Source organism: Actinoplanes sp. ATCC 53533 (genome assembly GCF_003947245.1).
This window is the reverse complement of the sequence record NZ_QHHV01000659.1, coordinates 1-614: the sequence shown is the minus strand read 5'-3', so window position 1 is coordinate 614 and position 614 is coordinate 1. Positions and strand designations below refer to the sequence as shown.

1 protein-coding gene is annotated in these 614 nt (G+C 67.4%); it reads right to left on the bottom strand.

Features of this window, described 5'->3' with window-relative positions; all coding sequences use genetic code 11:
- Positions 1–614, bottom strand: a 614-nt coding sequence (locus tag DMB66_RS62325; RefSeq protein WP_199753339.1) for an endonuclease/exonuclease/phosphatase family protein, incomplete at both ends; no start/stop codon positions are given.

The following is a 614-nucleotide window of genomic DNA, read 5'->3' as shown; positions in this document are numbered from 1 at the left end:
ACGTCGGTGAAGCCGCCGGAGTACAGGGTTTGTCCGACGATGGTGTTGGCCCGCCACGGGTCGTCGGGGGACGTGATGGGCAGGCAGCGGGCCATCCGGTTGTACGGCTGGATCGTGGTCCAGTCCGGCTCCGGGTCGTCTAGCGGCGGGTGATTGACGTCGCCCGCGATTACGCCGAGGCCGTCGTGTCGGTATGCCCTGGTCCCGATGATCTGCGCCTCGATCGCGGCGGCTGCCGCGGAGCTCGGGTTCAGGTGGGCGCTGATGGCCACGAACTGGCACGGCAGGTCGATTCCGGTCAGGTCGAAGCTGGCGAGGCAGTAGCCGTGCCAGGTCTTGTGTTGGGTGTCGGTGTGGCTGTCGCGCAGGGTCAGCCGGTCGGAATCCCAGGCGATCGCGGTCGGCATGTGGCGCGACTTGGCGACGAGCAGCCGCATGCCCAGATCCCATTCGGCCGCACGGATCGCGGAGGGGTTGGTGAGCCAGTCGACCTCCTGCAACATCACCAACTGTGGCTGCAGGTCGTTGATCGCGGCGGCCAGCGCCGCCCATCGGTTCTGGGCGGCTGCGCCCGCCTCGACGTTCTGGGTGACGATCCTGAGCTTCATTCCAAA